The sequence below is a fragment of the Methanotorris formicicus Mc-S-70 genome, from assembly GCF_000243455.1.
Taxonomy (GTDB): domain Archaea; phylum AGJL01; class Methanococci; order Methanococcales; family Methanococcaceae; genus Methanotorris; species Methanotorris formicicus.
Map to the genome: position 1 here is coordinate 1 of NZ_AGJL01000010.1, position 24,111 is coordinate 24,111.

At 35.6% G+C, this 24,111-nt stretch carries 26 protein-coding genes and 2 tRNA genes; 9 read left to right on the forward strand and 19 right to left on the reverse strand.

Annotated elements, in window-relative coordinates; all coding sequences use genetic code 11:
• Positions 1–169: 169 nt before the first annotated feature.
• From METFODRAFT_RS10570 to METFODRAFT_RS11350, 3 genes are all read right to left on the reverse strand, one after another.
• Positions 170–328: a hypothetical protein gene (locus tag METFODRAFT_RS10570; protein ID WP_007043968.1), complete on the reverse strand. Its 159-nt coding sequence runs from the start codon at positions 326–328 to the stop codon at positions 170–172.
• Position 329: 1 nt separating this feature from the next.
• The gene (locus tag METFODRAFT_RS11345) at positions 330–1,040 is read right to left on the reverse strand and encodes a hypothetical protein (RefSeq protein WP_007043969.1); all 711 of its coding nucleotides are present in this window, start codon (positions 1,038–1,040) and stop codon (positions 330–332) included.
• A 104-nt stretch (positions 1,041–1,144) separates the two neighbouring features.
• A complete protein-coding gene (locus METFODRAFT_RS11350) occupies positions 1,145–2,443 on the reverse strand; it encodes a proton-conducting transporter transmembrane domain-containing protein (RefSeq protein ID WP_007043970.1) in 1,299 nt (432 codons plus the stop codon).
• A 262-nt stretch (positions 2,444–2,705) separates the two neighbouring features.
• On the opposite strand from METFODRAFT_RS11350, the gene METFODRAFT_RS02535 reads away from it, so the two are divergent.
• From METFODRAFT_RS02535 to METFODRAFT_RS02545, 3 genes are read left to right on the forward strand one after another with little or no spacing between them, the layout of a single operon-like run.
• Complete coding sequence (locus tag METFODRAFT_RS02535; RefSeq protein ID WP_007043971.1) at positions 2,706–3,011, forward strand: DUF749 domain-containing protein; 306 nt, start codon at positions 2,706–2,708, stop codon at positions 3,009–3,011.
• Complete coding sequence (locus METFODRAFT_RS02540; RefSeq protein ID WP_007043972.1) at positions 2,998–3,543, forward strand: DUF2096 domain-containing protein; 546 nt, start codon at positions 2,998–3,000, stop codon at positions 3,541–3,543. The genes METFODRAFT_RS02535 and METFODRAFT_RS02540 overlap by 14 nt, the downstream gene beginning before the upstream one ends.
• 12 nt (positions 3,544–3,555) lie before the next feature.
• Positions 3,556–4,269: a metallophosphoesterase gene (locus METFODRAFT_RS02545; protein ID WP_007043973.1), complete on the forward strand. Its 714-nt coding sequence runs from the start codon at positions 3,556–3,558 to the stop codon at positions 4,267–4,269.
• Here METFODRAFT_RS02545 and METFODRAFT_RS02550 read toward each other — a convergent pair whose 3' ends face one another.
• The 13 genes from METFODRAFT_RS02550 to mcrB form a co-directional block, all read right to left on the reverse strand.
• Positions 4,270–6,798: an ATP-dependent helicase gene (locus METFODRAFT_RS02550; RefSeq protein ID WP_007043974.1), complete on the reverse strand. Its 2,529-nt coding sequence runs from the start codon at positions 6,796–6,798 to the stop codon at positions 4,270–4,272.
• Positions 6,799–6,873: 75 nt separating this feature from the next.
• Positions 6,874–7,833 carry a tetrahydromethanopterin S-methyltransferase subunit H gene (gene mtrH / locus METFODRAFT_RS02555; RefSeq protein ID WP_007043975.1) on the reverse strand — a complete coding sequence of 320 codons (960 nt, stop codon included), beginning with the start codon at positions 7,831–7,833 and terminating at the stop codon, positions 6,874–6,876.
• A gap of 21 nt (positions 7,834–7,854) precedes the next feature.
• Positions 7,855–8,082: a tetrahydromethanopterin S-methyltransferase subunit MtrG gene (mtrG, locus tag METFODRAFT_RS02560; protein WP_007043976.1), complete on the reverse strand. Its 228-nt coding sequence runs from the start codon at positions 8,080–8,082 to the stop codon at positions 7,855–7,857.
• Positions 8,083–8,086: 4 nt separating this feature from the next.
• Complete coding sequence (gene mtrA, locus METFODRAFT_RS02565; protein WP_007043977.1) at positions 8,087–8,848, reverse strand: tetrahydromethanopterin S-methyltransferase subunit A; 762 nt, start codon at positions 8,846–8,848, stop codon at positions 8,087–8,089.
• 17 nt (positions 8,849–8,865) lie between these two features.
• Positions 8,866–9,192: a tetrahydromethanopterin S-methyltransferase subunit B gene (locus METFODRAFT_RS02570; protein ID WP_007043978.1), complete on the reverse strand. Its 327-nt coding sequence runs from the start codon at positions 9,190–9,192 to the stop codon at positions 8,866–8,868.
• 10 nt (positions 9,193–9,202) lie between these two features.
• Positions 9,203–9,997 carry a tetrahydromethanopterin S-methyltransferase subunit MtrC gene (gene mtrC, locus METFODRAFT_RS02575; protein ID WP_007043979.1) on the reverse strand — a complete coding sequence of 265 codons (795 nt, stop codon included), beginning with the start codon at positions 9,995–9,997 and terminating at the stop codon, positions 9,203–9,205.
• A gap of 54 nt (positions 9,998–10,051) precedes the next feature.
• Positions 10,052–10,759: a tetrahydromethanopterin S-methyltransferase subunit D gene (mtrD, locus tag METFODRAFT_RS02580; RefSeq protein WP_007043980.1), complete on the reverse strand. Its 708-nt coding sequence runs from the start codon at positions 10,757–10,759 to the stop codon at positions 10,052–10,054.
• A gap of 26 nt (positions 10,760–10,785) precedes the next feature.
• On the reverse strand, positions 10,786–11,685 hold the full coding sequence (mtrE, locus tag METFODRAFT_RS02585) for a tetrahydromethanopterin S-methyltransferase subunit E (protein WP_007043981.1): 900 nt from the start codon (positions 11,683–11,685) through the stop codon (positions 10,786–10,788).
• 229 nt (positions 11,686–11,914) lie between these two features.
• Positions 11,915–13,573 (reverse strand): coenzyme-B sulfoethylthiotransferase subunit alpha, encoded by a 1,659-nt coding sequence (mcrA, locus tag METFODRAFT_RS02590; RefSeq protein WP_007043982.1) that lies wholly within the window; start codon positions 13,571–13,573, stop codon positions 11,915–11,917.
• A gap of 88 nt (positions 13,574–13,661) precedes the next feature.
• Positions 13,662–14,444 (reverse strand): coenzyme-B sulfoethylthiotransferase subunit gamma, encoded by a 783-nt coding sequence (gene mcrG / locus METFODRAFT_RS02595; protein ID WP_007043983.1) that lies wholly within the window; start codon positions 14,442–14,444, stop codon positions 13,662–13,664.
• 12 nt (positions 14,445–14,456) lie between these two features.
• The gene (mcrC, locus tag METFODRAFT_RS02600; RefSeq protein ID WP_007043984.1) at positions 14,457–15,053 is read right to left on the reverse strand and encodes a methyl-coenzyme M reductase I operon protein C; all 597 of its coding nucleotides are present in this window, start codon (positions 15,051–15,053) and stop codon (positions 14,457–14,459) included.
• A 12-nt stretch (positions 15,054–15,065) separates the two neighbouring features.
• Entirely contained in the window at positions 15,066–15,551 is a 486-nt protein-coding gene (mcrD, locus tag METFODRAFT_RS02605) for a methyl-coenzyme M reductase operon protein D (protein ID WP_007043985.1), read from the reverse strand.
• 9 nt (positions 15,552–15,560) lie between these two features.
• Positions 15,561–16,895 carry a coenzyme-B sulfoethylthiotransferase subunit beta gene (gene mcrB / locus METFODRAFT_RS02610; protein WP_007043986.1) on the reverse strand — a complete coding sequence of 445 codons (1,335 nt, stop codon included), beginning with the start codon at positions 16,893–16,895 and terminating at the stop codon, positions 15,561–15,563.
• Positions 16,896–17,210: 315 nt separating this feature from the next.
• Here mcrB and mmp10 point away from each other — a divergent pair, with 315 nt between their 5' ends.
• Positions 17,211–18,470, forward strand: a complete 1,260-nt coding sequence (mmp10, locus tag METFODRAFT_RS02615; RefSeq protein ID WP_048115399.1) for a methyl coenzyme M reductase-arginine methyltransferase Mmp10 — start codon at positions 17,211–17,213, stop codon at positions 18,468–18,470.
• Between the two features lie 65 nt (positions 18,471–18,535).
• Here the strand turns inward: mmp10 and METFODRAFT_RS02620 are convergent.
• Positions 18,536–18,646: transfer RNA gene (locus METFODRAFT_RS02620), tRNA-Met, on the reverse strand.
• Positions 18,647–18,737: 91 nt separating this feature from the next.
• Between METFODRAFT_RS02620 and METFODRAFT_RS02625 the strand changes: the two genes are divergently transcribed.
• The 5 genes from METFODRAFT_RS02625 to METFODRAFT_RS02645 all read left to right on the forward strand — a co-directional run bounded on the left by METFODRAFT_RS02625 (position 18,738) and on the right by METFODRAFT_RS02645 (position 22,262).
• Positions 18,738–18,822: transfer RNA gene (locus METFODRAFT_RS02625), tRNA-Leu, on the forward strand.
• A 111-nt stretch (positions 18,823–18,933) separates the two neighbouring features.
• Positions 18,934–19,266: a prenylated flavin chaperone LpdD gene (lpdD, locus tag METFODRAFT_RS02630; RefSeq protein ID WP_007043988.1), complete on the forward strand. Its 333-nt coding sequence runs from the start codon at positions 18,934–18,936 to the stop codon at positions 19,264–19,266.
• Positions 19,263–19,817, forward strand: coding sequence for a UbiX family flavin prenyltransferase (locus METFODRAFT_RS02635; protein WP_007043989.1), 555 nt, complete (start codon positions 19,263–19,265; stop codon positions 19,815–19,817). Before lpdD ends, METFODRAFT_RS02635 begins: the two co-directional genes overlap by 4 nt.
• 3 nt (positions 19,818–19,820) lie before the next feature.
• The gene (locus tag METFODRAFT_RS02640; protein WP_007043990.1) at positions 19,821–21,176 is read left to right on the forward strand and encodes a signal recognition particle protein Srp54; all 1,356 of its coding nucleotides are present in this window, start codon (positions 19,821–19,823) and stop codon (positions 21,174–21,176) included.
• 27 nt (positions 21,177–21,203) lie between these two features.
• Positions 21,204–22,262, forward strand: coding sequence for a M20/M25/M40 family metallo-hydrolase (locus tag METFODRAFT_RS02645; RefSeq protein ID WP_007043991.1), 1,059 nt, complete (start codon positions 21,204–21,206; stop codon positions 22,260–22,262).
• 282 nt (positions 22,263–22,544) lie between these two features.
• On the opposite strand, the gene npdG is transcribed toward METFODRAFT_RS02645, so the two are convergent.
• Positions 22,545–23,210 (reverse strand): NADPH-dependent F420 reductase, encoded by a 666-nt coding sequence (gene npdG / locus METFODRAFT_RS02650; protein WP_007043992.1) that lies wholly within the window; start codon positions 23,208–23,210, stop codon positions 22,545–22,547.
• Complete coding sequence (locus METFODRAFT_RS02655) at positions 23,207–24,034, reverse strand: sugar phosphate isomerase/epimerase family protein (RefSeq protein ID WP_007043993.1); 828 nt, start codon at positions 24,032–24,034, stop codon at positions 23,207–23,209. The genes npdG and METFODRAFT_RS02655 overlap by 4 nt, the downstream gene beginning before the upstream one ends.
• Positions 24,035–24,111: the final 77 nt, after the last annotated feature.

Genomic DNA, 24,111 nt, shown 5'->3' on the forward strand with positions numbered 1-24,111 from the left:
GTTCTAACTTGTGCGAACTTAGATAACTCCTCCGAACAGTTAAATCCTAAACTATTTATAGAATTAGTGAGTATACTATTAAGTGCTGTTAGCATGGAGGTTTCACCGTTTTTTAACGAGTTATTTAAGTACTACCTATTTCTATTTTTTGGTCTTAATTTTAATAGTGTTAAATCACACTATCAGTTAAGAATCTTATTAAATCATAGTATTTAATAAACAGTGAAGGTCCCTTTTTACCTACTGACAGTGCCTTTACCTTATCAATAATGGCAGGAAACAGTGGAGCAAGTGAAACCGTGAGTATATAATATATTATGGATTCCATTCTACCACCTTACTAAATAAACATATGATAGGAGAAGTGATATGAGTATAATTACATACCCCATATAATAATTGAAATTTCCGTCTTTAATATATCTCAATACTGATAATCCAGTTGAAATAGGTTTTACCAGTAGTAATTCAAATACCGCTTCAGCCAAGTCTTTACTATGTGAATGATAGCTGGCTTCATGTGGAAATATCCTTTTAATTTGTTTTTCATGGGAGTTTATAATTACGAATGGTTTGAAGAATTCCACTATTGGACTGGCGTAGGATGATGCAGTATATTGCATTTTTGCAGTTGGGTTGCTATATCCACAATCCCAGGTGCATCCATCAACAGTTTTGTTTTTGTATGTTAAAGTTCTCAATGTAACCAATATTAGAACCAGTGCAATTAATATTAGGTAAATCGCCGTAAGATTAGGAAATACTGAAAGTTGAGGGCATACATCAATTCCTGCAAGATTTGAACTGTATGCTATTTTTGTAATTGAATTTACAAATAATATTGGGAAAATACCTATAATTATACAGATTAAAGCCAATATTATTTGAGGAATGCTCATAACATGCGGAGATTCTTTGGCATTTGCTGATGCCTTTGTTTTAGGAGTTCCTAAAAAGGATATTCCCAATACTTTTGTGAAACATGCTGTTGCAAGACCTCCAATAAGTGCTAATGCAATGATGCCAAATGTAGATGCCATTAATAATCCAACCGAACTATTTAGTCCGCTAAAACCCCCCATGTATATTAAGAGCTCACTTACAAATCCATTAAATGGTGGTATTCCAGATATTGCAAGAGAACCTATGAGGAAAGCCAGCTTGTTGTAGGCATTCTCTTCATTAAACCGCCCATCTCTTCCAAAGAATGTGTTCCTGTGGATTTTATCACCGCACCTGCACCCATAAATAATAATGATTTAAATAGTGCGTGATTTAGGATATGGAGGAGAGCTCCTGCAAATCCCAACAAGGCTATGGTTTCGTTATTATAATATTTTCCAATTAATCCAATACTCAAACCTATCAATATAATACCTATGTTTTCGACACTGTGATATGCAGGCAATCTTTTAATATCGTGTTGAGCAAGGGCATAAGCCACCCCAAGAATTCCAGATAATATGCCCAGTATTAACACCATATATCCAATGTAAATATTGTTTATTCCAAGGAGTATTATGAGGTTAATAATTCCATAAATACCCATTTTAATCATAACACCAGACATTACTGCTGAAACATGGCTTGGTGCCACAGGATGGGCATAGGGTAGCCATGAGTGGAATGGAAATACTCCAGCTTTTGATGCAAACCCTACAAATCCGAGGAGAAATACTGCTATTTTTAAGAAGTCTGGTATGCTGGAAAACTGGTCAAAGCTAATAGAGCCGGTGGTCATATATGCCAAGGCAAATGATGCAAATATGAACATTCCTCCTGCATGAGTATATATCAAATAAATATAACCTGATTTTTTAACTTCCTCTTTGAATCCGTCAAACATAACCAGTAGGAATGATGAAATAGACATTAATTCCCAAAACAATAAGAAAATAATACTGTTATTTGAGATTGTAACTCCAATCATTGAGGCTACAAGAACTGCAAAATTTAAATACTGAAATCCTGTTGCTAATTTTCTTTTTTTGTCGTCCATGTATCCATAGCTATAAATTGCAGCCATGATTGAAATCAATAGCACGACAGCTGAAAAGAACATTGATATCGGGTCGATTTTAAAGCTTACTGGAATTATACTTCCAAGCATGTATGTTAGTTTATAGGATTTATTATGAATTATAATCATTAGTGAATTATATAATCCCAACAAAGAACCTGCTGAAATAGTTAATATTGCCATTATTTTTGATAATTTGAACCATTTTGAAAATAAAGCACCCAATAAACCGCCCAACATAATGATGACCATACTCACAATCATGCCATCATCAAGTAGCAATGGGTTATCGTTGAATCCATTAAATGCATTCATGCTTGATTTTGCCATTACAGGAGATATAAAAATCAATGTTATGGCCGTTATAATTAATAAATGCATTAATTTGTCCCTTAAATTTAATTTTGATTTTATAGAGCCCATTTTAATCACTTCTTTTAATTTATATGGTAATTCAGGTTATAATATGGAGTATATAAGTGTTTCGAAAGTTAAAAACTGTTTAAAATAATTAAACACAAGTTAAATTGGTGATAATCAGATATCCACTAAAATAAAAATAGATACGGAACGCAATAAAGATAAAATAAAGTAAAATCGTAAATTTATAAAATCTCAATACAGGTTCAATTTTAAATCAAAAAAGTAATATATCACAAAAAACAAAGTTTATTTTGGTGAAATTATGGGTGAGTTTGTCGCTACATTATTGACGATATTGAAGGTTGAAGATGGTTTAAACAGTGAGTTAGGGGATTTTATAAAGGTTAGGGCAGCAATAGAAGATAGGAAATTAAAAAATGATGACATCGTGGCAGTTTTCAATATACAAGGGACTACAAGTTACCAAGTGTTCTTTTTGGATGAAGATACGGAAGTTGATGAGATAAAAGAAAAACTTGATAAATTGAACGTTAGGTTAAATTACGATAGTGAGGAGGCTCTAAAAAGATATATAAATGCCAGAAGGGGTAGAAATGAAAGATGCTAAGGGATTAGATAAGCAATGGGTTGTTTTGTCTGAATTGGCATCCAAACTTGTTGAAAAAAACATTTCAGTTCCAGAAGAGGCATTTGAAAGATTGAGGATTGCAAATGCTATCATCTCCTATTACCTTTTAGACCCACACGTATCTAATAAAGCACTATCGGATGCAGAGAAGGAGTTGATGAGAGCACAATCTTTATTGTTTAGTGTTTGTGATGCGGAACTTATGAATGAATATTTGGACAAGATGGCAAAGGCATTAAGGAATGAATTGGATGTTAAATTCCCACTAAATAAATCCATATATAATAGAGAGATTAAAAAAAGAGGAGATTCTGAGAGCATTAGGATAAAAATCAAAAATGAGATACAAATTGAACGGCTTAGCGATTTAGGAGAATGGTATGGAGTAATTTTTGAATACAGTGAGGAAGAAAAAAACAAGATATTAATTGAAGGAGATGTAAATAAAGTAAAAAAAGCATTAAAAGATTTCTCAGTAATTTGGAAGTTTGAATCCTTAAAAGAGCAGTAACTGGGTAGGGTTATGGAGGAGAAAATAAAGTTGAGGGATTTTTATATAACAAACGATTTTTGTTTAATTATTGGAAAAGTTGGAGTTATAGCAGATACGCATTTGGGATTTGATATCTGCATAAATGAAAGGGGAGGAAATTTTCCTCAAATCCAAAAAGATAGCATAGCAGAAAGGATAAACAATATAATAGACAAATACAAACTAAAAACTTTGGTTATTAATGGGGATATTAAGCATAATTTTGAATTAAGCTATAACGAGATTAAATTTGCAAAAGAGTTTTTAGGCCATTTAAAAGAGAAAATTGATTTAGTTTTAATACAGGGGAATCATGATACCTTTATCTCAAAAGTTGTTGAGGAATTGGGCATAGAGATTTATAACCATTATGAAATAAAGGGCTACACAATAACGCATGGACATTCTAATTTTAAAAAAGGGAATTTTTTAATCTTGGGGCATGAACACCCTTCCATAAAGTTGAGGGATGAAGTTGGGGCTATTTTGAAACTTCCCTGCTATCTCTACAATAAAAAATATATTGTTCTTCCTGCATTCAACCCCCTTTCTCCTGGAAACGATTTAGTTAACAATTACGCCTCCTCCCCATGCATAAAGAAGGATTATTTAGATAGCGAGGTTTATGCAATAACTGAACTTGGTTTATTAAATTTTGGGACATTGAGGGATTTGAGAGAGTTTGTGAAAGTTAATTTATATTAATTAGATATTCTTCCCTGCTTTATTTTTCAAAAACTCCATAACCTTCTTATGCATCTCCATGATAAGTTTTTTCTTATCCTCCATAACAATAACATCAGATGATGCCATAGCGATTAAGTTAAATGCAAATGGGGATGGATAAGGAAGTTCTCTATAATATATCCTCATATTTTTAACTTTTTTCATAAAATCCTTTGCATTTTCAATATCCATGACATCCTCCAATATTTCTCTTAGTGTTTCCCTATAAAGTGGATGATTTGTTTCTCTACAGTATTTTATTAACATTTCAGCATTAAATTGTTGCCTATTGACGCTCATCTTCCTTCCCATATACTTCCTCAAAATCATAAATCCCCTTGTTGCAACATGCCTAAATCTCCTCTTTAATATCTCCGCTCTTTCTAAGGATTTTTTAAGCGTCTCCTCCAAATCTATATTAAAAAGTTCAACCATGTTATTTTTTGTTAATTTTCTATTTTTTGGGAGAATTAAGGCGAAGCCATAATCACTTATTGAAACCCTAACATTACATTTTTTTAGATTTGACACATGATAAGCAAATGCCCTTGATATGGCATCATTCGCCCTCCTACCAATTAAGAAGTGGAATACATAATACTTCCTCTTTTCATCCACAAAATGCTCAATTAAGATTTGCTTGTTGTTCGGGATTACTGCATATTTATCCTGCTCAATTATGTAGTTTTTTATTGCCTTTGCAGTTTTCTCATCCACCTGATATTTTCCCATTATATCCTCAACACTCAACCACAAAATTTCTCCCCTAAACTTCTGAATATCCAATGCCAAATCATAAGATAAAGGTAATTGCTCAGAAAACCATGCAGGAATTGTTGGTTTTTCGCCAAATGCTTCCTTTACATTTATTTTATTTCCTCTCCCTCCAATGTATTTGTATGTCTTTCCTCCCAAAACAAATATATCTCCTTTCATCAACTTCTCCGCAAATTCTTCCTCAACCTCTCCAATGTATTTTGAATTGCAATAAACTGCCACAGATGTCTCATCTGGAATAGTTCCTACATTCATGTAATATATAGCTCTTGTTGATTTACCTCTCTTTCCAAATTTCCCTTCTTTCAACCAAATTTTTCCATATACGGATTTTTCTTCCATCCCCTTAGCCAAATAGTTGAGGACATCCAAAAAATCTCCCTTGCTCAAATATTTGTATGGATATGCCTTCCTCACTAAGTTATATGCCTCATCAATCTCCCAAACCTTCTCCAAACTCATCCCAACAATATGCTGGCAGAGGACATCTAAGCAGTTTTTTGGGATATGGACTTTGTCTATTTTCCTATTCCTTGCATTGTGAGCTAAAACAGTACATTCAACCAAATCATCCCTATCAAATGCAACAATAATCCCCCTACTTTTTTCATGCAACCTATGCCCACTCCTCCCAATCCTCTGCAATGCCCTTGAAACACTCTTTGGTGAGCCGAGGAGAACAACCAAATCAATACTTCCAATATCAATCCCCAACTCCAATGATGTTGAACTAATAACGGCGTTAAGTTCCCCTTTTTTTAATTTTTCCTCAACTTCTAACCTATGTTCCCTACTTAATGATGAATGATGAGCCTCTATATTTTTAATGCCCAAATTCCTCAAATTATAAACAACCCTTTCTGTTGCACTCCTTGTATTTGTAAATATCAGTGTTGTTCTATGTTTTTCTATAAGTTCCTTTAATGTTTGATAGAGCTTTTTTGATATTTCATCACTTGGAGTGTAAATTAAATCATCTACTGGGGAAATGGCCTTTATTTCAGTATCTTTTAAATAATTCACATCAACTATTAAGCAATCCCTTTCATTTCCAACTAAAAACTTTGCCACCTCTTCTAATGGATGGACTGTTGCACTCAATCCAATCCTTACAAAATCCGCTATTCTATTCAACCTCTCTAATGATAAAGATAAATGCACCCCTCTTTTATTTGTTAATGCATGAATTTCATCGACAATAACATACTTTATGGATTTTAAATGCTCAGAGAATTTTGGGGAGTTTAAAGCAATGGATAAACTTTCTGGGGTTGTTATTAGAATGTGTGGGGGTTTTTTAACCATTTTTGACTTTTGATAACTTGTTGTATCACTTGTTCTAACCCCAACTCTAATTTCATCTAAATCAACACCTAACTCCTTTGCAACCTCATATATCTCTTTTAAAGGTTCTTTTAGGTTTTTTTCAATATCGTTATTCAATGCCCTCAGTGGGGAAATATATAGGGCATAAATTTTATCCTCCAACTTTTTGTTTATGGAAAGGGAGATTAATTCATTAATTGCTGCTAAAAAAGCCGATAGTGTCTTTCCACTCCCTGTTGGAGAGGATATTAGAACATTTTGTTTTTTATGAATTTCCATTACTGCATATCTTTGGGGTGGTGTAAAGGTTTTATACTTCCTTTTAAACCACTCTTTGACGGGCTTTTCTAAAATAGCATAGATTTCCTCATCGGAATATTCTTTTTTTAACCTCCTTATTGCCATGTTTTCACTTCAATTAATTGTAAATTTAAATTTAATGATATAAAGAAAAAAAATAAAAAATTGAAAATAGGGAATTTAGAGCAATTTGTTGAATGGGTGTGTGTCAATTGGGTTGATACCCAGGTCTTTTGCTGCCTCTGCTATAACAGCGTCTGTCATTGCTATTGCAGGGAATGTTAACTGTGCGTTGTCAATAGGGCCATATAAAACAAAGTCCCCTGAAGCCATTGTCTGAACTATGTTTGCCCCAATATCACAAACATGATGAACATCTTTTGACAGTTGGGTTAATCCCTCTTCTCTCAATTTCTTTCTGAATTCTCTCAACCAGTCCCATGCTGATGGGATGTTGTGGATACCACTTCCAACAGGCATTCCTAACTTTGCCTTAACTGCGAAGGATGCTCTTACTGCATTACCTGCACCGTTTCCTAATGGGGTAACTGCAACGTCAATTAATGGGTATTTAATTCCTGCTTTTTCAGCTAATTCCAACATACCAACATCTTTTGTTTTTCCACCGTTTAATAAAACATTCAATTTACCTTCAACTGATGGGTCCATTGGGTCGAAACAGAGGACAATTGATGCCTCAAGGTCACTTTCAACCAAGTTTTGGAATTCTTCATCTTCAATGGAAACGTTAATGGAGTTGTAGATACACTGGTTTGCATATCCTGCTTCTGTTGCCCTTCTTGCAGCAGCCATTCTTGCTTCTCCTGAGGTTGAGTCGAGTAACATTGGACCGTCCCAAACTTCAGCAACAAAGTCAATATAATTAACAAGAGCCTCTGGTGTTCCACCAAACACTTGCACTAATGCTGGGTTTCCTGTGACATCTTCCATTTCTGCCTGTTTGTTTATTAAATCCTCTGCTGCCTGCTTGTCAAAGATACCTTTTCTTTCATCCTCTACAATTTTGTGTCTTGCATAGAAGATTGTCCCTGCCAATGCTGTTGGATATTCTCCTGGCTGTCCTCCAATTTTTCTTCCAGCAATCTCAACTACCATTTGTTCTTTTTCAAATTTGAACATTATATATCACCCCAATCCACTTTATTTTATTTGAAGGAATATTGGCAATACTATATTGTAGAATACAGTTAAAAATATCATACCTAAAACTAAACCATAAACAATACCAACATCTCTTCCAACTTTTTTACCGGTTCTTTGATACAACTCTGCATTTGTATTTTCAACCATCTCTTCAATTTTATCAAGTTCCTCTTGTATTTTTTTGAAATCTTTTGTTGGTGTAACCACTGTAGGTATTTCAGCCATTCAATCACCCTATCAAGAATTTTAATACAATTGGGATGCCAATCAAAACAACAGCGAGTATTGAACCTATTGCAAACCCTCTAATAGATTCTGAATTTACACCTGATGTCAAACCAATATCCCTTGTCATCAAACCAACTTTATATTCTAAACCTTCAAGGAGTTTTCTACATGCTTCAAGGTCTGGTTCAACTACTGTCGGAATACCTTCTATCTCAAATCCTCCTTCTCCTTCTTCTCCTGCAGTGCCTCCACCTTCTAATTCCAAAACCATAGATTCTTCATCTATTGCACCAGGATCCTTTGAGATACACTCTTTTATAGCAGATGTTATCTTACCAGTATCTTCGCAGTCGATTAAGTCGACGATTTCAACGATTTGTCTTTGGAATCTCTCAACAGCGTCTTTACCAACGTTTTCTAAGAATGGAATTGCTCCTTTCGCTCCAATAATTCCCCCATCGTCTCCAATACCGTTTTCCCATAACGCTTTAAAGCATTGTCCTGTTATGTGTCCTTGAACTTCTGAACCACACAATACCATAAATCTAATGTTTGGATTTGATATGTAGTTTGCTACGACTTTCTCAATTCCCAAGTTTTCTGTGTGGCAAGGTCCTGCTATTGCAGCACCAGCATCTATACATGCTTGTTCTAAACCGTGGGAACCTAAAGTTACAACTGCAACACAACTTTCAGGGTTCCCCACGACATACTCTCCAGATACGATAGGCCATCCTGCTGCGGGGGATTTTTTATCTGCCATGTTTCAGCACCTCCAGGTTATAAACCTATTAAACTCAAGTTCATTTTAATTACCAATATCACTACTAACATAAGAATCGCAAGTGTTATCCAGAATCCAAAGAACATGCCTTTAAAAAGCCCTGCAATTTTATATACCCCATCCCTACCATCAAATGTTCTTAATGGTGGGTTTCTTGGGTCTAATGAGTTTTTAAGTGCTGTTGCCAATCTTTCCAATTTTTTAACTTCTTCTTCAACATGAGTTAAATCCACAACAAGAATATCTTTCCTCATCTCTGCCACAAGACCACTATCAACTTCCATAACCACATTAATCTCTGGACATATTCTAACAATTTCCATTTATACCACCTTACTCCTCTTCCTTCTTAGGCAGTTCTGGGGTGTAAAGGACACAGCATGCATCGTCTAATGACATCTTCACATATGTTCCATAAGCAACAGCCCAAAGTATTGCAGCAGTGATTGTTGAGACAATATCCAATTTAGCAATAGAGAAGACCAACCATGTTATTAAACCACATGCCACTGCAAGTGTTAAAGTTCTTTTATGGCTTTCGTTTGGTCCCAAACATGCGTTGAATGGGTGCAATATTGCCATACCTGCTCCAATAAATGCCAATGCAATAATTCCATTTTTAACAGCGTTGTCAATAAATATCTCTGCTGAGAATCCTCCTGCATAAGCAACACAGAATCCAAGGATTGCCAATGCCCCTGCAAGAGAGAGTTTTGTCATACTTTGAACCATAATTGGGATTTTCATACCTACTGGATTTACTGTTAATCTTCCAACTATAAATCCAACAATTATTGCAATAACTGCAGTGAGTATTGGAGCCACAACTTCAGGAATACCAAAAACCTTAGGGATTAAAACACCTGCCAATGCTGCTGTAGTTCCCATACCTAAACTAATCATACCAATGGATGGAACCCCAGTACCCAAACCATAAGCAGCAACCTTTCTTGTTGTGTTTGCTCCTGCAACACATGCACCTACAGCCAATAATCCACCAATCAACATTGACAAACTTGGGACGTATTGAGCAACGTACATTCCTACTATAGTAAGAACTGCTCCTACAGCCAAAATTTGATCTTCTGGGTAAAGTTCTGCTGCATGACCTCCTCCACCATGGGACATATTACCACCAACTGTTTTTTTTATTTTTAATTAATTTTTAATGATACCTCAATTTTATGCCAAACCTGCCATTCCTAATAATACAATTCCACACAATAATGATGCCACAAATGATGCAATAACTCCATTTGGCATTTTCTTGAATTTTGGGTCGTGGAACCCTTCTATTGTACCTCCAATGTTGTAGGATGCTAAAACCGCATTTATGAAGAAGAAACCAACTGCCAAGATTCCAGCAATTGCTGCATCAAATCCTAACTGTTTTAATGCAACGTATGCAAGAGCCCCACCAATACCTCCAAGTCCTGCTCCAATCAAACCACTAACAAAACAAACTGTAGGTACTGCGTGACCAGTTGTCCCTGGTGTGATGTATGGTTTTTGAATGTCTCCTGTTATAGGGTCTTTTTCACACTTATCTGCTGCTGGAACAACCCCTACTCCAAATACATAAATCAACTGCCCAATTAACATTGTAATACCAAGCATAATCATTGAACCTACTGCTCCAGAGAGAGCAATTAATGCCAAGTGTACTGGGTTAAATACATTAACTCCACTTTGTGCTGCCATTGCAGCAGCAGCCATTAATCCAGTAAATCCTGCACCTGCTGCCAACTGGGTTGTACCAGTACCTACCCCTGTTGAGGTAGCCATTGCTGCTGGAGCACCACCGACAGGAACAAAATGAACACTTGCATTAATTATGGCCCCTGCAATTGTAACCTCTGCAAGAGGAATCAATAAACTCACAGCATCCATGATATCACCACATCATATTTGTTGTATTATTTTGTGTATGGCCCGTATTTCTCTCTTGCAAATACCTCAATTTTTCTGTTTATTATTGCAGCAATTACAACAACTAAAAGCCCCATGATAATTGCAATAACTGATTTTGTTACTAAATCACTTCCAATAATATCCCCTATAATTCCTCTCCAACCATCTAAGAACACAATTAAACCAAAGCAAAGCCCTGTTAATGGCCCACCTAATCTTGAACAGAAGTATGATGAATCCAAACCATTCCTTAAACCATATTCTGCCTTAATATCAATATCCCCATGGTTAGCAACAGGAACTCCTCCTCCAAATGGATACTTTTGGTACTCTCTTTCAGCACCATAGTGAACGTCTCCAGTTGATGAACCAATTGCCCCAACTGTAATACCAAATATCAATGCAACCAATGGCAATGGGAATGGATTTCCTAATACGTTGTTTGCTAAGTATGCTGCAAAAACTATACAGAATATTGCCATAAAACCATGCCCTACTATAGGTCCCAAGTGACTTAAAATAACATCCATATATACAGGCTGACCGAAGTTCTTTGATTGACCAACAATCCTACCCAAGTATGAGCTAACTGTATAAGCCCCATGAACAAATGCAGCCACACCAGCACCAATCACTAATGCAAGAACAGGATTCAACCCATAGTTTAACAATGCCCATGCCACTACTCCTGCAACTGCAACATATAAACCGTATGAAACTGGCTCCCCTGAAATTGCCTTGTTGAAGTATCTATGGATGTTACCCATTTGTGGAGCCAACTGAACCTGTGAGTTAGGGTTGGATTGGGAACCCACGTCTGATTCCAAATCTTCTGCACATCCAGCAACTGTCGCTGCTGCTCCTGCCAAAGCCAGAGCCCCAAGGGTTATTAATGCAGTATCCATTTTTTCACCTCACAATATATTACCATTAACATGGCAATGTAGTCCCTTACATAAATCAGGATATTTTTTATCTTTCTTTATATAATATATATTCTTTTCCATTTGATTTCGCAAAACCGAGATTAAAGAATTTTTTATTTTTACTTAAGATTTTTGTATTTTTTAACATATCGTTATTAAATCTAAAACAATATAAACACAATAAAAAAATTAATAAAGGCAAAAGCCCTTAGTGTGCTGGAATAATTGGGTCTCTTTCCCCTGCTGGCTCGAATTCTCTTAAAGCACCTCTTGCGAACTCTTTTCTTGGGTGTGAGAAGTCAAAGACGAGTGATGGGTCTGCGAATGCAACTTTAATTAATGGGTTTAATGCAAATGCATCTTTTCTTGCTGAGTGTGCTGCTTGTGTAATACCTGCATATTCTCCTTGGTGACCGACGTTCATTGCGTAGTTTGGATAGTTTGGACCTCTCAATTCCAATGGTGAGGACTCGTCGTTTCTAATTGAGAGGGAGTTTGAAGCACCACATTGATCTTGTAAGTCGTATCCATAGAATCCAAGTCTGCTGTGGTATTCTTTGTGGAGAATTTGGCTCAAGTACCATCCGTTTAATCCTGCGTTTGAGTTACCTGTTGCCATACATACTGAGATACCTGATGCTGCAGCAGCAACCGCTGCTCTTTGGGAACCTCCGAAGTGGTCCTCTAACAATGCTGGGAATTCGTCGTAGCACTCTAATGCATATAAGGTTACTTCTGTTGCAATGTCTTCAACTACATCCATTGTTGGTTTTGCTCCACAAATTCCATACTTCTTCTCTACGTAGTCGTATCCGTAGTAGGAGAAGTCATCTAAGATGTCATCTGTATATGATGCTGTTGCATATTGGGTGAATCCAACACCACCAGACATGTATGAACCGAGCCAGATTTGGTCGTATAACATTGCTCCCGAAGCAACAACCTCTAATGATTGCTCAACTGGGTCATCACTCACTCTTGTTGTTTGGACGACATCTGCTAAGATACCGAATGGAATTCCACCAGGTTCATTTGGACCTCTTGCCCTTCTTGCAGGTAAGAGTGTACCCATTTGAATAACGTCTGCGTGCTTTGCAGCGTAGGAGAAGTCAGCAATTGCTGCCTCCCCAGCACAGAGTTTGTATGCTGTAATGAATGACATACCAATTTGCATTGCAGACCATCTTGCAATTGTACCCCCATCACAAACTCTACCAACCAATGTTGGAACTCTTGAAACTTGGTATGTTCTCTTACCGATAGCAGCCTTTAACTGTTCTGCTTGTTCTTCTGGGAACAATTTGTTGATATCAATTAAGAACTTCTTATCAATTTCATCTGCTAATTCGTCATCTCCTGTGAATATCTTAGCATAACAGTCCCATGCTAATGCTGGGTGAACCTCAACCATGTGCTCCTGGACAACTGCTCCCCCTGGCAAAGCGTGGTTGATGGTTTCCATGTACTCGTTGATTGTTTCTGGTGTAACCTCAACCCCTAACCTCTTCTCTAAAACTGCGTGTGCTGTATCCATACCAACAATAACAGTTCTCCTTATATCATCCCAGAATTGTTGCATTGCAGCGTTGTTCATGAAGTGTAAGTCATCTCCTTCAACAATGTAGTCTGTTCCAGAGAGTTTGTATGGCATTAATTTTCTTTGCCCTAATGGAACCCCAATATCCGGGTTGTAGAATGGAATGCCTCCCCTTTTCTCAGCCAATTTCTCTGCTGCTTCAACGAATTCTCTTTTTCTTGCTGATTGTCTCCATCCTCCAAATACGTAGAACTTTGTGTATTTTTCTTTTGGATCTTCTTCAAATTTCTCCTTTAATGCTTTTAAGAATAATTTCTTTTCTGCTCCCATAGGCTCACCTCAAAGAATTTGTGGGGACTTTATTTATTATTATTTATTATTTTGGAAATTTAAAAGATTTTATATTATAGGAAAGATTTTAGAGTTGCTTGAATGTGTCTTCTGTTGGGCAGAATCCACCAAGGGTTCTTGCTCTGTGTATTCTCTTGACGATTGTCAAGAGTTCTTTGTCTTCTCTCATTGGAACTCCGTCTTTTCTGTAGATTGTTGTAATCTCTCTTAATTTTTCTTCTGGTAATAACTCTCCAACATCTACTGGCTCATCCAATGGCCTTCCAACTTGGTCTTTTACATAGACAACGTGCCCTGTTTTTTCATCATAGACGTATCTTTGGAGAGCATCGAACATCAAACCATTTTCATCCAATCTTAATGAGTGTCCGTGTACAGTTGCCCCTCTGATACCACATCTTGCTGGGTCGAAGAATGCTGTATCAATTAAAAAGTTCTTGGACAATGCTTCCAAGTCACTTTCCCTCATCTCAATAACTTGTCTTCCTGATAATGTACCAGTATCTACTCCTCTGAATCTCCACATGTATGTTCTTGCTCTGTCGTAAGGTTGAGCAGGTGCAAAGTACATTGAATCTGCAAACTGGATGTATCTAATTCTGTGTCCTTCTTTTGCTCCGTTGATTGGCTCAACTAAATCTCTTACGTAATCATCTGGTAAGTCCATTTCTTCCAATGGTGGGTGGATTGTTTTGTAATCTTCCCCTGGTTGTCTGTGTCCCATTATTTTTACGACATCTTCATCTGGAATTTCTCTCAACTTTTCTAATTCAACTTCTGGGTTCATGTGGTTTCTTCTGTTTTGTGCAATTTTTGTTTCACCTGGGTAGAATTGAGGCTTGTATGCCATAAAATCACCTCATTAAGTTAAGTGCTTTTTGATTTTTTCAATTATTTCATCAATTTTAGTTTGTGGGCAAGATTCACCCCTAACTACACCCGTTACTATATCCACAATCATTCCTTTTGTCTGTGGCTCAACAGGCATAACATTTAAAGTTTTAATTCCGACTTTTGCGAAATCTTCCATATCTACTGGACATTGACAAACAACGATTGTTGGAATCTCTACATATCTTAAGAGTAATCTGGCTTTGTAAACAACGTGATTAACCACGTTTCCGAAATGTACAACACATAATTTGTGTCTATTTATTTGAGCAGCCTCCTCTGGCTTAAGTCCGAAAGTAGAACCTAAACTACCGTGTGGAGCATCGTGGGGAATTCCACTTCCTGCATCCAACACAAGAACACTTGTTTGAATACCCACTTCCCTAATCCCATAGGTTATTTCACATACTGGTTTTGTTATGTGCCTCCTCCCTGGTGACATTGCTACAACTACTACGTCATTTCTTAACGCCTCTGCAAAAGTACCTCTCTGAGCCAGTCCTCCACCTTCACCGAGACCCATTACTGCCCTGCAATCGATGATTTGCTCTTTTCTACCTACTGGCATATTACTCCTCTTTTACTGTTTTTCTTCATCTTCCTCTTTTGGGATTATTTTAACAGATGATTCAAATTTACTTCTTGGGTCGGTAATCCCAATCAATCTTTTATCTATTTCATTAACAAATCTTTCCCCATATTTTATATAGTCGGTTACTGTTGGTTTATCCTTCAAGAATTTACCTACTTTAATATTGTATCCAAATGGGAAAAGTTCCTTACAAATTTCTTCAAGTTTGTCTAACTCACTATCATCTTTGAGAGTTATCCAAAACCTTCCTGCCATAACAGTAAGTTCAACAAGAATTCCTCCAACGTTAATTACTCTTCTTTCTGTATGCTTTACTGGCGTTCCTTTTGCAGGTCCATAGTAAACGGTTTTTGGGAGGGGCTGCCCGTGAATAATGATTCTTTCTGTAGTTTCCAAATCATAAACTTTATTTAGGAATTTTTCAGTGGTAGTCGCCTTTAAATATCGGTGGGGGAAAACTTCAACTTCTATCATCTAAATCACTTAGATTTTGTCTTTAACTGCTAATGCCCCATCAATTACGTATTTCAATGGTTCTCTAAATTCATCAATTGCACTGAATACAGCACCGACTAATGCTGATGTTTTTTCTGGTGAGAACATTTGTGTCCCTGCATCTACACACATTGCAGCACATACTGGTGGGATTGCAAATCCTTTTGAGTGTCTTGTAACGATGTGGTTTCCGTTGAAGATACCTGGTCCTCCTCCACCATAGATGGAGTGTGAGAAGAAACTGAAACCGACTGCTGTACCTTCTGCTCTACCGAAGTCAACTCCTGGTAACCCAGTTTCATATTCAATTATGTCGTTGTAGTATAAGATTGTTGATGCAACGTTTTGTGCTGCTCTTGCTGCACCACAGTTTACAATAACTGCAGCAACTAAACCTGCTGCTGCGTAAGCGTTCCACTTAGCAACATCAACAGGTTTGTATAATACGAATCCTGATGGCATTTTTTTGTCTTCTGTAATAACTCCATCTTCTAATGCTCTTTCAACAATTGACGCTACAACTGTACCTACAGTTCCGTTCTTACCGTTTGCTTTTACTAAGTCAATTACTAAGTTATCTGCATTTAATCCTTGGTATGCTAAACCAAGTAAGTGTAATCTCTCAAATGATCCTATTGCGTCCCCCATTTCAAACATTGCTGTTTGTTCCATAATTGATGCAAATGCAACAGCGTTCATGATATTTTTCTTTGTTGTAGCAACGTAGTGGTTTACCATAATGTTTCTCAAAGCGTAACCTAAACCTTCTAAGTTTGTTGGTGCCCCCAACAATGAAGCAATATTTGCTCCCATGTAGTCAGGAACTTGTGGGTATCTTCCTAAGATTGCTGCGTGAACCATTGGTGCATCAAACATATCTACATCAAATGTCTTGATAATTGCTTCTTTTAAAGCCATTGCTGTGTTCAACATAGAAATTGAGTATTCAGCAGCAACTTCCAATCTTTTTGATGGTAACTGAACAGCCATTTGTTTTCCGTCATTGATGAGTTTTACACTTGTATCGTCGTCTGGGGAAATCCTCAACAACTTATCTACATATTCCATAATTGTCTCAGCATTTTCTACAATTGGTAAGTCCAATGTCCTACCTGGAATTACACAAGCCTTTCCTCCAACTGCTCCAGTCTTCAATGCATTTTCAATACCTGCTAAGTTAACTGCGACGGTTCTTTTAATATCCTTAACGAGTTTTTGGATTGTTGGGTTGTATAATGGGCTTATTGCTTCTAATGGCACATTTTCTTCAACAAGTTCTCCTTTTGCGTTGTACAAACATATTTTATCTTCATACTTTACCATAGGAACCACTCCTACACTTTGATTATTACATGGTTATTATTAGGTGATTATATATATTCAATTTTCCATTAAATTCAAACCGAAAACTTTATATATTTTCCATTTTGGAACTATGCAAACAAGATAAACCCAATTTAGTAATATCACAACTTGAATTATTATCATGATTTATGTTTGGTTATGATTTTTTCTAATAATAAAGAAACTCGATTCCCACAATAAATTTTAATATTTTTATGTTAATATTCATTATTAAGATATTATATCGAAAAAATACAATAGTGAATGATTATGAATTTTGGGATGAACATCGAAATGGATATTATAAACGAAAAAGAAAAAAAACCCCAACTACTCATAGATTTAAAAGGAGAGCCTGGAAAAGATTGCAATGGGTTTTGTAAGTTTTGCTATTTTAGAAAGGTGAATTATAATGATATATTTCCATTTGGATGCAAACACTGTACATTTCAAATTGGATGCGAGTATTGCACATACTCAGTAAGGGAAATAAATGGGGACTTCCTACCATTACCATTTGCTCTCCAACAAGTTCAAAGTGCATTATTTTTTAATAGGTATGAAAAAGTAAATATAACTGGTGGAGGAGACGTAAGTTGCTATCCATTTTTAGAAGATTTATGTAGATGCATCAGTGATATGGGGTTAAAAATACATCTTGGATACACATCTGGGAAAGGATTTAAAGATTTGAATACTGCAAAAAATTTGGTTGATTATGGAGTGGATGAAGTAACCTTTTCTGTATTTTCTACAAATGAAGAATTAAGAAGGGAGTGGATGAACGACAAAAATGCAAAAACTTCCCTTGAATGCTTAAGGCATTTCTGCGAAAATTGTGAGGTACATTGTGCCATAATAGTTGTTCCAGGAGTTAATGATGGGGAAGAACTTATTAAAACAGTTAGTGATTTAGTAAATTGGGGGGCAAAGGCAGTAATATTAATGAGATTTGCAAACAAAACTGAACAAGGATTGATTCTTGGAAATGCACCAATAGTTGAAGGCATAAAAACTCATACAATAGAAGAATTCAAAAATCTTGTTAAAAGAATCCATGAAGAGTTTGGAAGTAAAATAAGGGTTTCAGGAACCCCACTATATGACCCAATTACAAATACGCCTTTCGCTATATCTTACGAGGAAAATTTGCTAAATAAATTAAAAAATAAAATTGAATGCGAGGCTACAATTATAACTGGAAATGTGGCGTATCCATTTTTAAAGAAGATATTTGATGAAACTCCCGTAAATATTATTAAAGTTAATAAGGATATTGCCGACTTGATAACTGCAAAAGATTTGGAGGGAATTAATTTAAAAGAGTTATCCGATACTGTATTTATCCCTCCAAGGGCATTTGTCCACGATAGGGTAGCGGAAGAGATATTAACAAAAGATGGCGAAAAGAGGATGATTTTGAGGGGTGTTGAACAACTAACACTAGACGGAGAAGTTAGTGGAATATACACAAAAAAAGAAGCACTTGAATTTGAATTAGAGGCGTTTAATGAACTTATTGAGATGATAAATTTCTTTGGAACTAAAAAATAACATTATCTTTTTAAATCATACTTAATAATTTAAATATATTGATATTGGTATTTAAAATAAAAAAGTGCCGAGGGGGGGATTTGAACCCCCGACCTCCCGGTTTCTCAGGACCCGGGGATCGTCCCCGGGAAATGTCCGTATGAGCCGGGCGCTATGACCACCTAAGCCACCTCGGCACGCATTATCTTAATAACCCAAAGTCATATATATACTTTTCGGCGAAAATTTTATATACTGATGTGCAAAATTATAAATACTACTATCTATGCGGGGGTCGCCAAGCCTGGTCAAAGGCGCTGGATTGAGGGTCCAGTCCCGTAGGGGTTCCAGGGTTCAAATCCCTGCCCCCGCACTAATGATTAAATTATCTATTTTTTCGTTGTTGAATTTAATTAATCATGAATTTATTTGTTTTTACATTCTATATCCAAATATTCAAATTTAAGTATTTTTTGGTGATTTTATGATAACTGTTGGAGATGGAAGGTATCGAGTATTTTTAAAATACGATAAAGTAGGGGATGATTTAGTTGTTATTATTGGAGGGGGAGAGAAAGAACATGTTGGCAGTGCCTCATTGATGGATGGTGAACTAAAAACAATAAATAGGAAAAATCATAAAGATTACATTATTTCAGAATATGCTGCAAAAGTTATCTATAAAAAGATTAAAAAACCTGTTTTAGTTACTTGTGGGATTCATATAGACAATGCAAAAAAGGAAGAGATAGATATTTTAGTGGATAATGCAAAAAAATGTATTGAGTTATTTTTAATGAAAGGAGGAGGGTTATGAAAGTTGTTGTTTGTGTAACTGGAGCAAGTGGAGCAACATACGCAAAAAGATTATTGGAGATTTTGAAAGAAAAAGATATTAAAACTTCATTAATAATCTCAAATTCTGCAAAAAAGATAATTGAGTATGAATTGAAGATGAAATGTGATGATTTTATAAAGTTGGCAGATGAATATTATGATAATGATGACTTCTTCTCCCCCCTTGCATCCGGTTCAAATAAATTTGATGCCACCATTGTTATTCCCTGCTCAATGAAAACACTATCCTCAATAGCAAATGGATATAGTGGCAATTTAATAGTAAGAGTTTGCGATATTGCATTAAAGGAGAAGAGGAAATTAATTTTAATGCCGAGGGAAATGCCATTCAGTGCAATACATTTAGAAAATATGCTTAAATTGGCTAAATTAGGAGTTATTATTATGCCTCCAATTCCAGCATTTTACAACGAGCCAAAAACTATCGATGATTTAGTTAATTTTATTGTTGGAAGAGTTTTGGATATTTTGGGCATTGATAATAATTTATTCAAAAGATGGGGTGAATAAACTATGCTTGAAAAATTGGGAGAGAGCATTAACAAAGCATTAAATAAGATAAAAAATGCTGCATTTGTTGATAAAAAATTGATTAAAGAAGTGATAAAAGATATCCAAAAGGCGTTAATTCAGGCAGATGTTAATGTAAAGTTGGTTCTTCAAATGAGTAAGACAATTGAAAAAAGGGCTATTGAGGAAACCCCACCAAAAGGATTTTCAAAGAAAGAGCATATTATAAAGATTGTTTATGAGGAACTGGTAAAACTTTTAGGGGAAGAAGCAAAGAAGTTAGAGTTAAATCCAAAAAAACAGACAGTTATATTACTTGTTGGTATCCAAGGTAGTGGGAAAACAACAACTGCTGCTAAATTAGCAAGATATATCCAAAAAAGAGGTCTAAAACCTGCTTTAATTGCAGCAGATACTTACAGACCTGCTGCTTATGAGCAGTTGAAGCAACTTGCTGAAAAAATACACGTACCTTTGTATGGTGATGAAACAAGGACAAAATCACCAGTGGATATAGCAAAAGAAGGTCTTGAAAAATTCAAAAAGGTTGATGTCCTAATAATAGATACTGCTGGAAGGCATAAAGAGGAGAAGGGATTATTAGAAGAAATGAAGATGATGAAGGAAATAACAAACCCTGATGAGATTATATTGGTTATTGATGGGACTCTTGGACAGCAGGCAAGAAATCAGGCAAAGGCATTTAAAGATGCGGTTGGAGATATTGGGAGTATTATAGTTACCAAATTAGATGGTTCTGCAAAGGGGGGTGGAGCGTTAAGTGCAGTTGCTGAAATAAATGCCCCAATAAAATTCATTGGAACTGGGGAGGGAATTGATGATTTGGAGGTTTTCGATCCAAAGAAATTCATTTCAAGATTGTTGGGAATGGGAGATTTAGATACGTTGTTGGAGAAGGCGGATGAATTGGTGGATGAGAAAACTGAGGAAAGTATTGATGCGATATTAAGGGGAAAATTTACACTTAACGAACTCTATGCTCAATTGGAGGCAATTAATAAGATGGGGCCGATTAAGCAGATAATGAGCATGATACCAGGACTTGGAGGGGGACTTCCAAAAGAAGCAGCCCAGGTAACAGAACAAAAACTAAAAAAATACAGAATTATTATGGATTCAATGACAAAAGAAGAAAAGGAAAATCCAGAGATAATTAAAGCATCAAGAATTCAAAGAATTGCAAGAGGTGCAGGAGTTAAGCAGGAGGAGGTTAAAGAACTGCTAAAATACTACGCAACAACTAAAAAGGCAGTTGAAAACTTAAAGAGAGGTAAGATGTTAAAGATGGGAGGTCCTATTGGGCAAATTATGAGGCAGTTGATGTTTAAGGAAAAATAAACTAAAACATAAAAAACGTGGATATTTATGACATCAAAAGAATTTAATCCAATTGACTTATGGGAAGATTTATCAAAAATCAGAACAGATGATGAAGAGGGAGTAAAAAAAGCCTTTAAATACCTATCCAAATTTTTTGACAATTTAAATATAAAAACTAAAATTATTGAAGGTTGTTTTGTAGCATATAGAAGTTTTGAGGATGAGATTTTATTAAATTCACATATAGACACTGTAAAAGTTTTGAGGGAATTTGAAAAAGATGAAGAAAACTTCTATGGAACCGGTGTTTGCGATGCCAAAGCCCAACTCGTTTCATTAATAAACGCCTTCTTAAACAATGAAGGCTCTATTTTAGTTGTATCTCCAGATGAGGAGAGGGATTCTCATGGAATATACAATTTTTGTCATTGGTTAAAGAGGAACGCTAAGGATAAGAAATTTTACTGCATTGTTGGAGAACCTACTAACCTAAAGGTCTGTGTTGGTCATAAAGGAAGATTTGAAGTTGTTGTTAAAACATATGGAAAATCTTGCCATGCATCAAATCCAAAATACGGCATAAATGCCATAGAAATAATTGCCGATGTGATTTGTGATTTGAGAGATCTTCCCTGCAACTGCATAGAGATTGAAAATAAAAAATACTTCTCCACAATAACTCCAACGATGATAAAAGGAGGAATCCAATCTAATGTAATCCCAAATCATGCAGAGGTTATTTTAGATGTTAGGAGTGTGGAAGAACATTTAATGGAAAAAATAAAGAACTATTTGAAAGAAAAAAGATATTCAAAGTATGTTGAGGCATATTTAAACAAAAGAAAAGTTCCTTATGCGGATTTTTATATGCTAAAAAATAAGGAATTATTAAGATTTATATCAAAAAATTTTGAAATTGATTTTTTTACTGCAACATGTGAGGCTTTCTATTTTAACAATATATTAAATGCAGATGTTTTAATCTTTGGATCTGGAAGATTAGATGTTATCCATTCTAAAAAAGAATATTTAGATATTAAGGAATTTGAAAAAGGATTAAAAATGGCAGATGATTTATTAAAGCATATAATCGATTTTAAATGAAACTTTTAAAAAAGTTGAACGAAAACCTTTCGGTTTTCGTAGCCCAAACCTTACGGTTTGGTTGAGCAAATCTTCGGATTTGCAGCCCGAACCTCACTTCGTTCGGTTCGGTTTCATCAAAACGGGATGCATTATAGTTGTGTGCGAATTTTTTAATGATTATTCAAACCATAAATAATTTAAATATTAGTATTTAGCCACAAAACTAAATTTTATTAAGGTAATAGCCCCTTTAAACGCACACAACTATATCTCACTTCGTTCGGCAATGCCTCTTATTGATTAAATCCCAGTAATCCTTATTCCTGCACCCTTTAATTTATGCTTTATATTTAATTTTATCAATAACGGAGTTATTACTTCAATAATCCTTGACATTTCTAATTCCCCACAGTCAATTGCTCTAACACCTTCAATTTCCTCAGCTAATTCCATAACAACCTTTTTTGCCTCCTCATCATCCCCACAAACTAATACATCACATTCAACAGGATTGTCTAAATCCTCCAATGCCTTAGAAGAGATGTTTTGGAATGCACTCACAACCTTTGAATTTTTGAGTTTCTCTTGCACCATCTCTGCAACAGAACCTTGTGGTGGGAGAAGAGGTCTTGTTGCCTTATCCCCTATTGCAGTTGCTAATGGGACACCAATGGAAACAACAATCTTCCCATCTAAAACATCCTTTAATTCTTTGATTGTTGATATGGTGTATTCATAAGGGAGTGAGAGGATTACAACATCCCCCTCTTTTGCAGCATCTTTATTCTCTAAGCCAATAACATTTGCATCAATGCCTTTCTCTTTTAATATATTCCTAACCTTTTCTGCTGCATCCTCTGCCTTCTCTTTTTTCCTTGAACCTATTATGACCTCATGATTCTTAGCAAATCTCAAAGATAATCCAAAACCCTGGTCTCCAGTACCTCCTAAGATTGCCACCTTCATAATTTCACCTCTAACTCAATTTCTTCCTCTAAAATAGATAGATATTCACTTAAAACATCCTTACTTTTAACTGCATCCCTAACATTTTTATTTTCTATTGATAAAACTCCATCATATTTAATCTCTTTCAACTTTTTGAGGACACTTAAAAAATCAATCTTTCCATCCCCTATTTTTAAATGTTCATCATCATAACCATTGTTATCGTGTATGTGGACGTGAACGATACCTTTCCCAATGCTATTCAACTCTTCAACAAAATCAGTTGGATTTCCAATGGTGTTTGCATGTCCAATATCAAAGGTTATGCCAAGATATTTTGAATCTATATCCTTAACAATCTCCCTCAAACTTTCTGGTGTTATTCCTAAAACTCCCTTGAAATTTGGCATATTTTCGAGGCCAATTGTAATTCCATAATCCTCTGCAACTTCAACAATATCATTTAAAGTTGAGAAGTTATTATCCAATATATCCTCAACGTAATTACTCCACAATGGTGGAATATAACCAGGATGCACAACAACAACACTCGCATCTAATTCAAAAGCCCCTTCAATTGCATCAGTTATACAGTCAACTGTCAATCTCCTAACTCTTTCATTCATTGATGCAGGGTTTAAATCAGAAAATGGGGCATGGACAACAATATCCACCTCATACCTATCCTTTAACTCCATAAGATACTTTATATTTTTTGGGGAAAGGTAGTGGTTCCCCTCACATACTATTTCCCAACAGTCAAAGTGGTTTTCTGCAATTTTCTCCATAGTGGATTTTAAATCCTCTGGTAAAAAAACCAATGATGAAATTCCAAACTTCATTTTATCACCAAACGGAAAATTGTAAAAATTTTAATTTATACCCTGAGGTAGCTTCATTTTTTATCACCAAACAGAAA

Excerpts from the sequence above, each read along its gene's own strand:
- METFODRAFT_RS10570 (WP_007043968.1), bottom strand. The coding sequence starts at position 328 with ATGGAATCCATAATATATTATATACTCACGGTTTCACTTGCTCCACTG.
- METFODRAFT_RS11345 (WP_007043969.1), bottom strand. The coding sequence starts at position 1,040 with ATGGCATCTACATTTGGCATCATTGCATTAGCACTTATTGGAGGTCTT.
- METFODRAFT_RS11350 (WP_007043970.1), bottom strand. The coding sequence starts at position 2,443 with ATGGGCTCTATAAAATCAAAATTAAATTTAAGGGACAAATTAATGCAT.
- METFODRAFT_RS02535 (WP_007043971.1), top strand. The coding sequence starts at position 2,706 with ATGGGTGAGTTTGTCGCTACATTATTGACGATATTGAAGGTTGAAGAT.
- METFODRAFT_RS02540 (WP_007043972.1), top strand. The coding sequence starts at position 2,998 with ATGAAAGATGCTAAGGGATTAGATAAGCAATGGGTTGTTTTGTCTGAA.
- METFODRAFT_RS02545 (WP_007043973.1), top strand. The coding sequence starts at position 3,556 with ATGGAGGAGAAAATAAAGTTGAGGGATTTTTATATAACAAACGATTTT.
- METFODRAFT_RS02550 (WP_007043974.1), bottom strand. The coding sequence starts at position 6,798 with ATGGCAATAAGGAGGTTAAAAAAAGAATATTCCGATGAGGAAATCTAT.
- mtrH (WP_007043975.1), bottom strand. The coding sequence starts at position 7,833 with ATGTTCAAATTTGAAAAAGAACAAATGGTAGTTGAGATTGCTGGAAGA.
- mtrG (WP_007043976.1), bottom strand. The coding sequence starts at position 8,082 with ATGGCTGAAATACCTACAGTGGTTACACCAACAAAAGATTTCAAAAAA.
- mtrA (WP_007043977.1), bottom strand. The coding sequence starts at position 8,848 with ATGGCAGATAAAAAATCCCCCGCAGCAGGATGGCCTATCGTATCTGGA.
- METFODRAFT_RS02570 (WP_007043978.1), bottom strand. The coding sequence starts at position 9,192 with ATGGAAATTGTTAGAATATGTCCAGAGATTAATGTGGTTATGGAAGTT.
- mtrC (WP_007043979.1), bottom strand. The coding sequence starts at position 9,997 with ATGTCCCATGGTGGAGGAGGTCATGCAGCAGAACTTTACCCAGAAGAT.
- mtrD (WP_007043980.1), bottom strand. The coding sequence starts at position 10,759 with ATGGATGCTGTGAGTTTATTGATTCCTCTTGCAGAGGTTACAATTGCA.
- mtrE (WP_007043981.1), bottom strand. The coding sequence starts at position 11,685 with ATGGATACTGCATTAATAACCCTTGGGGCTCTGGCTTTGGCAGGAGCA.
- mcrA (WP_007043982.1), bottom strand. The coding sequence starts at position 13,573 with ATGGGAGCAGAAAAGAAATTATTCTTAAAAGCATTAAAGGAGAAATTT.
- mcrG (WP_007043983.1), bottom strand. The coding sequence starts at position 14,444 with ATGGCATACAAGCCTCAATTCTACCCAGGTGAAACAAAAATTGCACAA.
- mcrC (WP_007043984.1), bottom strand. The coding sequence starts at position 15,053 with ATGCCAGTAGGTAGAAAAGAGCAAATCATCGATTGCAGGGCAGTAATG.
- mcrD (WP_007043985.1), bottom strand. The coding sequence starts at position 15,551 with ATGATAGAAGTTGAAGTTTTCCCCCACCGATATTTAAAGGCGACTACC.
- mcrB (WP_007043986.1), bottom strand. The coding sequence starts at position 16,895 with ATGGTAAAGTATGAAGATAAAATATGTTTGTACAACGCAAAAGGAGAA.
- mmp10 (WP_048115399.1), top strand. The coding sequence starts at position 17,211 with ATGGATATTATAAACGAAAAAGAAAAAAAACCCCAACTACTCATAGAT.
- lpdD (WP_007043988.1), top strand. The coding sequence starts at position 18,934 with ATGATAACTGTTGGAGATGGAAGGTATCGAGTATTTTTAAAATACGAT.
- METFODRAFT_RS02635 (WP_007043989.1), top strand. The coding sequence starts at position 19,263 with ATGAAAGTTGTTGTTTGTGTAACTGGAGCAAGTGGAGCAACATACGCA.
- METFODRAFT_RS02640 (WP_007043990.1), top strand. The coding sequence starts at position 19,821 with ATGCTTGAAAAATTGGGAGAGAGCATTAACAAAGCATTAAATAAGATA.
- METFODRAFT_RS02645 (WP_007043991.1), top strand. The coding sequence starts at position 21,204 with ATGACATCAAAAGAATTTAATCCAATTGACTTATGGGAAGATTTATCA.
- npdG (WP_007043992.1), bottom strand. The coding sequence starts at position 23,210 with ATGAAGGTGGCAATCTTAGGAGGTACTGGAGACCAGGGTTTTGGATTA.
- METFODRAFT_RS02655 (WP_007043993.1), bottom strand. The coding sequence starts at position 24,034 with ATGAAGTTTGGAATTTCATCATTGGTTTTTTTACCAGAGGATTTAAAA.